The organism is Nocardia sp. NPDC047654 (assembly GCF_043205035.1).
In the GTDB taxonomy this organism is placed as follows: Bacteria; Actinomycetota; Actinomycetes; order Mycobacteriales; family Mycobacteriaceae; genus Nocardia.
In genome coordinates this window covers 241,564-246,990 of record NZ_JBIDDF010000005.1, presented here as the reverse complement: position 1 = coordinate 246,990, position 5,427 = coordinate 241,564, and the positions used below count along the sequence as shown (strand labels likewise).

Genomic DNA, 5,427 nt, shown 5'->3' with positions numbered 1-5,427 from the left:
GATCGGCACGCCCACACCATTCCGTGAGGTGCGCCCACCGGGTTACCCCCGGCTAGGCGATGGCGATGCCACCATGCAGCCCCTTCATCGCCGCAGTCCGTTGCGCGTCGAATCCGTAGCGCAGCCGTGCCTGCCAGTCGGCAGCGTAGTCGCGGCGCGTTTCACCTGTCAGCCGCTTGCCACCCCGGGGGCGCTGGCCCATCTCTCCCCCGCGAGGACGACGTGGTCCAGGAAACGCAGACCTACGGTTCGCGCCGCTTCGGTGAGGAGGGTGGTGGTGCGGCGGTCGTCGGGGCTGGGGGTGGGGTCGCCGGAGGGGTGGTTGTGGACGATGGCGAAGGCTCGGCCGTCGTGGCGCAGGACGGTGTTGAGGATTTCCCGGACCGGGACGGCTACCTGGTCGATGGCGCCTTCGGCGACGAAGACCTTTTGCCGCAGGCGGTTCTGCGCGTCGCACACCAGGACGAGCAGGCGCTCGACTCTGGACCCGGCGAAATGCGGGCGCGCGGCGGCGGCCACGTCGGCGGGGCTGGTCAGCCGGATCGAGATGTCCGGCCTACCGCGGGCTCGCGCGCCGAGGTGGAAGGCGGCGATGATCGCGGCGGCCTTCGCGACGCCGACACCCGCTCGGCGCGACAACTCCTCCGGGCGCGCCGACGACAGCCCGGCGAGCCCGCCGTGCTCGACCAAGAGTTCCACCGCCAGGTCCAGCGCGCTCGCGCCGCGCCTGCCCTGCCCCAGCAGCAGGGCCAGCAACTCCGCGTCGCTCAGCGCGTGCGGGCCGAGGGCCAGCAACCGCTCACGCGGCCGCTGCGCCACCGGCACGTCGACTAGAGAGACCGCCATGACTCCCACCCCTCGGTCACGCCAACAGTGTCCGGGATTCTGCCAGGGGCCACCGACACATCGCGCATATGCTGGCTGGTGTGCGGTTCGGTAGCCGAGCGGTCACGAACTGGGGAGCTGATGTGCTATGTGGTATCTGAAGGCGCAATGGCACCACGACTTCGATGACGAACCGGTCGAGCTGTTCAGCGAGATCGGCGAAGACGGTTTCGAGGTACGCAAGGTCGAGATGTTCCGTGACGGGCACGCCGACTGGGCCGATTCGGGCAGCGGCACCGGTACGACCGAACTGGGGCAGATTCCGGTTCCGACCCCGGAGGAGATCAATGCCGAGACCGAGTTCACCGCGCTCCAGATCGACGCTCACGAGTTCGAGGCGGTCTGGCAGCGCGCTCTCGACGAGCAGCGGCCCGTATCGCCCAGGTAGCCGAAAGGGCGTCTGCGGAAAGCCTAGCGGTCCACCACCGCGACGTCCGGTAGCCCGACGAACGCCTTCGCGGCGAGCCTTTCCAGATTGTGCAGCTGACGCTCGTGCACGACGATCCGGCGCAAGGCCTCGTTGATGGTGGCGTCGCTCGTTGACGTGCCCATGATGGCGGCGGCCGCGGCGAGCAAGTCCTGGTCGAGATCGATCCGCACGGATTTCATGCGCCCTCCTTCGTACTTTCGCCATCTTGCGGCATAAAGCGGGTTCATGTCCGGCAAATCACGAACTCAGGCTTGCATTCATACCCTACGGGGGTATAGTTCCCTGCATGGAACACAGGCACGACCCATCGGGCGAGCACACCTCGCACACCGCGCACGCGACGAAGGAGGTCGGTCAGCACACCGCCCACCACTCCCCCGCTACCTGGCGGATGGCGGCCATGGCCACGCTGCACTGCCTCACCGGCTGCGCCATCGGCGAGATCCTCGGCATGGTGATCGGCACCGCGCTGGGCTGGAACAACGCCTCGACGATGGTGCTGGCCATCGTGCTGGCGTTCGTGTTCGGTTACGCGTTCACCATGCGCGGCGTACTGCGGGCGGGCCTGCCGCTGGCGGCCGCCATCGGTACCGCGCTGGCGGCCGACACGGTGTCCATCACGGTCATGGAGATCGTGGACAACGCCGTGATCCTGGCGGTCCCGGGGGCGATGGACGCCCACCTGGACACCGTGCTGTTCTGGACCACGCTTGCCTTCGCCTTCACCGTGGCGTTCGTGGTGACCACGCCGGTCAACAAGTGGCTGATCGGACGCGGCAAAGGCCACGCGGTGGTGCATGCGCTGCACGGCGCGCACTGATCAGAACGACGCCCTATCCGCGCCTTCCACTCCCGGATTTGCCCGGAATAAGCCCGTTCGGCTAGACAGATTGTCCAGCTGAACGGGCTTTTGTTGTCGCCGGGTCCCGGTGGTGCTTGCATCGAGATATGTTCAGCGAGGCGCAGCTGTACTCGCCGGTGACCCGCACCGGCGACGGCGACGTGACCGTGCACCTGAGCGACGAGCACCCCGGCGTGCACGATCCGGCATATCGGGCCCGGCGCAACGCCATCGCCGCGCTGGCGCTGGACTACGCGCCGGGAAAGCCGCTCCCCCACATCGCCTACACCGACGAGGAGCAGCGGGTGTGGCGGATCGTGTCGGCCGAACTCGCCCGCAAACATCGCCGCTATGCCAGCGCGGAGGTACTCGCGGCCGCCGAGGCGCTGTCCTTGCCCACCGATCACATCCCGCAACTGGACGAGGTCTCCGCGGCGCTGGCACCGCTGACCGGATTCCGCTACGCACCGGCCGCGGGCCTGGTGCCGCTGCGCGAGTTCTTCGGCTCCTTCGCGGACCGGATCTTCCACTCCACGCAGTACATCCGGCATCATTCCGCGCCGCTGTACACCCCCGAACCGGACGCCATCCACGAGATCATCGGGCACGCCAACCAGATCGCCAGCCCCCGCTTCGCGGCGATCTACGCGACGGTCGGCGCGGCGGTCGCGCGGCTGAGCACCGACCGCGCATTGAAATTCCTGGCCGACGTCTTCTGGTTCTCGATGGAATTCGGCGTCGTCCGGGAACACGGTGAGATCCGCTGCTACGGCGCGGGCCTGCTGTCGTCCTACGGCGAGATCGAGGAGTTCCGGCACGCCGAGCTGCGCCCGCTCGACATCGCCCGAATGGGTACCGCGACCTACGACATCACCCACTACCAGCCGATTCTCTACTGCGCGGACTCGATCGCGGAGATCGAGGACGTGATCGGCGGCTTCTTCGCGACCATGGACGACGACACCCCGGATCGGTTCCGGCAAGCCAGCACCGCCGGGGCGTAGTCGGCGAACGGCGAGCCGGATCGAAGCGTTCAGGATTCACGCTGCGGCGCGAGCGGCATGCCCGCATCCAGGAAATCCATCGTGCGCGCGATGTTGTCGAGGTTCATCGGCGCCATCGCCTGTACCGCAAGCCCGGCGCCCGTCATCGCGCCTGCCGCCACCCGCACCTCGAAGTCGTCGGGCGAGCGGCCGAGGTGATCGGCCAGCAGTCCGGACAGCAGATCGATACTGCGCATCATCTCCAAGCCGATCGCGGAGCGCAGTTCCGGCACGTGGAACAGCAGCGCTTGGCGCTCCTGCTCGAACGCCAGCTCGGCGGCGGGCAGGTTGGCGAAGACCTCGCGCACCGCCTCGCGGAAGGCGGCCATAGGGCGGACGTCGCGCGGCTGACGGCGCAGCGCCTCGATGATCACCGGATCGAGATCGTCGGCCAGTACCAGCTGTTCCTTGGACGGGAAGTAGCGGAAGAAGGTGCTCGGCGAGACATCGGCGGCCGCGGCGATCTGCTCGACGGTCGTCTCGTTGTATCCCTGCTCGCGGAACAGCCGGAAGGCCTCGAGGCGAATCGTCCGGCGGGTCCGTTCCTTCTTCCGCTCGCGCAGACCTCGCGCCGTCCCGTTCGCGGGTAGCTCAACCGACATGAATCGATTCTGCCGCACCCGGCTCCCGCGCCCGGTCGGGTTGCCGCACGCGGATGAACGTCGCCGTGAGCACGGCCGCCAGCAGGCACAGCGCGGCGCAGGCCCAGAGCATCGCGCTCATGCCGCCGAGGAAGGCGACCTGCACCTGGTGCAGCATCGACTGATCACCCAGGTGGCGCGCCGTGGCGACGCCCGCGTTCACGCCGTCGTCGATCGGTTCGCGGTTCAGCGCGCCGAGTTCGGACCGATACCGGGTGGCCAGCACGGTGCCCAGCACCGCGACGCCGATGGTGCCGCCCGCCTGACGCAGCGCCTGCAACAGCGCGGAACCGGAGCCGGAGCGCTCCGCGTCCAGTTCGCCCATCGCCATACCCATCGCGGCGGGCATGACCAGACCCATCCCCGCGCCCAGCAGCGTCAACCACAGGGCGGTGAAGCCGTAGCCGCTGTCCACGGTGGTGAGCGCGCCGAGCGCCAGCGAACCAGCCAACAGGGTGAACCCGGCCGTGATCACGACACGAAGGCCCAGCTTCGGCAGCACCTTGTCGACCAACCTGCTGCCGACCAGCAACCCGCCGATCAGCGGAAGCAACCGCAGGCCGCTGCCGAGCGCGTCCACGCCGAGCACCGCCTGGAAGTACTGCGGAACGGTGAAGAACATGCCGAACATGGCGAAGTTCACCACGATGGAAAAGCCCGTGCCCCAGCGGAATCCGTCGGCGGCGAACAGGCCGAGATCGACCAGCGGATGCGTCGTCCTGCGCTGCCAGGCCAGGAACGCGCCGAACAGGAGCACACCCGCCGCGACAATGCCCCACGCCAGGCCGTCGCCCCAGCCTTTCTCCCCGATACGGATGAAGCCGTACGTCAGTCCGAGCATGCCCGCGGCCGACAGCACCACCCCGGGCAGGTCGAGCCGGAAGCGTCGCGCGCTGCGCGATTCCGGTACCAACGCGGCGACGGCGAGCGCGCCGATCACGACCATCGGCACGTTGATCAGGAACACCGAACCCCACCAGAAGTTGCGCAGCAGCCAGCCGCCCACGATCGGGCCCAGCGGAAGACCGATCGCGGTGGAGGTGATCCAGATCGTGAGCGCCCGCTGGAGATCGGCCGGTTCGGGGAACATAGCGGGCAGCACCGACATCGACAGCGGCATCATCGCCGCCGCCGCGAGCCCGAGGACTACGCGCGCCGCGATGAGCTCGCCGGGCGAGGTGGCCACGGCGCAGGCGACGGACGCGACACCGAACAGCACCAAGGCGGCCAGCAGGAACTTCTTGCGGCCGTAGCGGTCGCCGAGCGCGCCCGCCGGCAGCATCACCGCGGCCAGCGCCAGCGTGTAGGCGCTGCTGAACCATTGCAGCGCGGCGGTATTCGCGTTCAGGTCGACCGCGAGCGTGGGCAGCGCCACGGTCAGCACGGTGACATCGAGCCCGATGGTCAGCATCGCCACGGCCAGCGCGCCGAGGGCGAGCCAGCGGCGGGTCGAGTCATTCTTCATGATGCCTCCGAAAGTGGTAGATACAACTTTTTGATAGTAACTGTCATTTGGTAGTAGATGTCAATACCAGTGTCCGGAGCGATGAGTGTGTGCGGCCGATCACCGGCCCGCTCGCTAGGCTC

The 5,427-nt window shown here is 68.2% G+C and carries 7 protein-coding genes; 3 read left to right on the top strand and 4 right to left on the bottom strand.

Features of this window, described 5'->3' with window-relative positions; genetic code table 11:
* Window positions 1-168: 168 nt before the first annotated feature.
* Entirely contained in the window at window positions 169-846 is a 678-nt protein-coding gene (gene radC, locus ACGF7Y_RS18285) for a DNA repair protein RadC (protein ID WP_393235099.1), read from the bottom strand.
* A 127-nt stretch (window positions 847-973) separates the two neighbouring features.
* Between radC and ACGF7Y_RS18280 the strand changes: the two genes are divergently transcribed.
* Window positions 974-1,273 (top strand): DUF6881 domain-containing protein, encoded by a 300-nt coding sequence (locus tag ACGF7Y_RS18280; protein WP_393235096.1) that lies wholly within the window; start codon window positions 974-976, stop codon window positions 1,271-1,273.
* Window positions 1,274-1,296: 23 nt separating this feature from the next.
* On the opposite strand, the gene ACGF7Y_RS18275 is transcribed toward ACGF7Y_RS18280, so the two are convergent.
* Window positions 1,297-1,494 (bottom strand): type II toxin-antitoxin system VapB family antitoxin, encoded by a 198-nt coding sequence (locus ACGF7Y_RS18275; RefSeq protein WP_393235093.1) that lies wholly within the window; start codon window positions 1,492-1,494, stop codon window positions 1,297-1,299.
* A 107-nt stretch (window positions 1,495-1,601) separates the two neighbouring features.
* Here ACGF7Y_RS18275 and ACGF7Y_RS18270 point away from each other — a divergent pair, with 107 nt between their 5' ends.
* Together ACGF7Y_RS18270 and ACGF7Y_RS18265 are read left to right on the top strand one after the other, a co-directional pair.
* Window positions 1,602-2,135: a DUF4396 domain-containing protein gene (locus ACGF7Y_RS18270; RefSeq protein ID WP_393235090.1), complete on the top strand. Its 534-nt coding sequence runs from the start codon at window positions 1,602-1,604 to the stop codon at window positions 2,133-2,135.
* 128 nt (window positions 2,136-2,263) lie between these two features.
* The gene (locus ACGF7Y_RS18265) at window positions 2,264-3,160 is read left to right on the top strand and encodes a phenylalanine 4-monooxygenase (protein WP_393235087.1); all 897 of its coding nucleotides are present in this window, start codon (window positions 2,264-2,266) and stop codon (window positions 3,158-3,160) included.
* Between the two features lie 29 nt (window positions 3,161-3,189).
* Here ACGF7Y_RS18265 and ACGF7Y_RS18260 read toward each other — a convergent pair whose 3' ends face one another.
* Entirely contained in the window at window positions 3,190-3,801 is a 612-nt protein-coding gene (locus ACGF7Y_RS18260) for a TetR family transcriptional regulator (protein ID WP_393235085.1), read from the bottom strand.
* The gene (locus ACGF7Y_RS18255) at window positions 3,791-5,305 is read right to left on the bottom strand and encodes an MFS transporter (RefSeq protein WP_393235082.1); all 1,515 of its coding nucleotides are present in this window, start codon (window positions 5,303-5,305) and stop codon (window positions 3,791-3,793) included. Before ACGF7Y_RS18255 ends, ACGF7Y_RS18260 begins: the two co-directional genes overlap by 11 nt.
* Window positions 5,306-5,427 lie beyond the last annotated feature (122 nt).

Coding starts and splice junctions, on each gene's coding strand:
- radC (WP_393235099.1), bottom strand. CDS start 846: ATGGCGGTCTCTCTAGTCGACGTGCCGGTGGCGCAGCGGCCGCGTGAG.
- ACGF7Y_RS18280 (WP_393235096.1), top strand. CDS start 974: ATGTGGTATCTGAAGGCGCAATGGCACCACGACTTCGATGACGAACCG.
- ACGF7Y_RS18275 (WP_393235093.1), bottom strand. CDS start 1,494: ATGAAATCCGTGCGGATCGATCTCGACCAGGACTTGCTCGCCGCGGCC.
- ACGF7Y_RS18270 (WP_393235090.1), top strand. CDS start 1,602: ATGGAACACAGGCACGACCCATCGGGCGAGCACACCTCGCACACCGCG.
- ACGF7Y_RS18265 (WP_393235087.1), top strand. CDS start 2,264: ATGTTCAGCGAGGCGCAGCTGTACTCGCCGGTGACCCGCACCGGCGAC.
- ACGF7Y_RS18260 (WP_393235085.1), bottom strand. CDS start 3,801: ATGTCGGTTGAGCTACCCGCGAACGGGACGGCGCGAGGTCTGCGCGAG.
- ACGF7Y_RS18255 (WP_393235082.1), bottom strand. CDS start 5,305: ATGAAGAATGACTCGACCCGCCGCTGGCTCGCCCTCGGCGCGCTGGCC.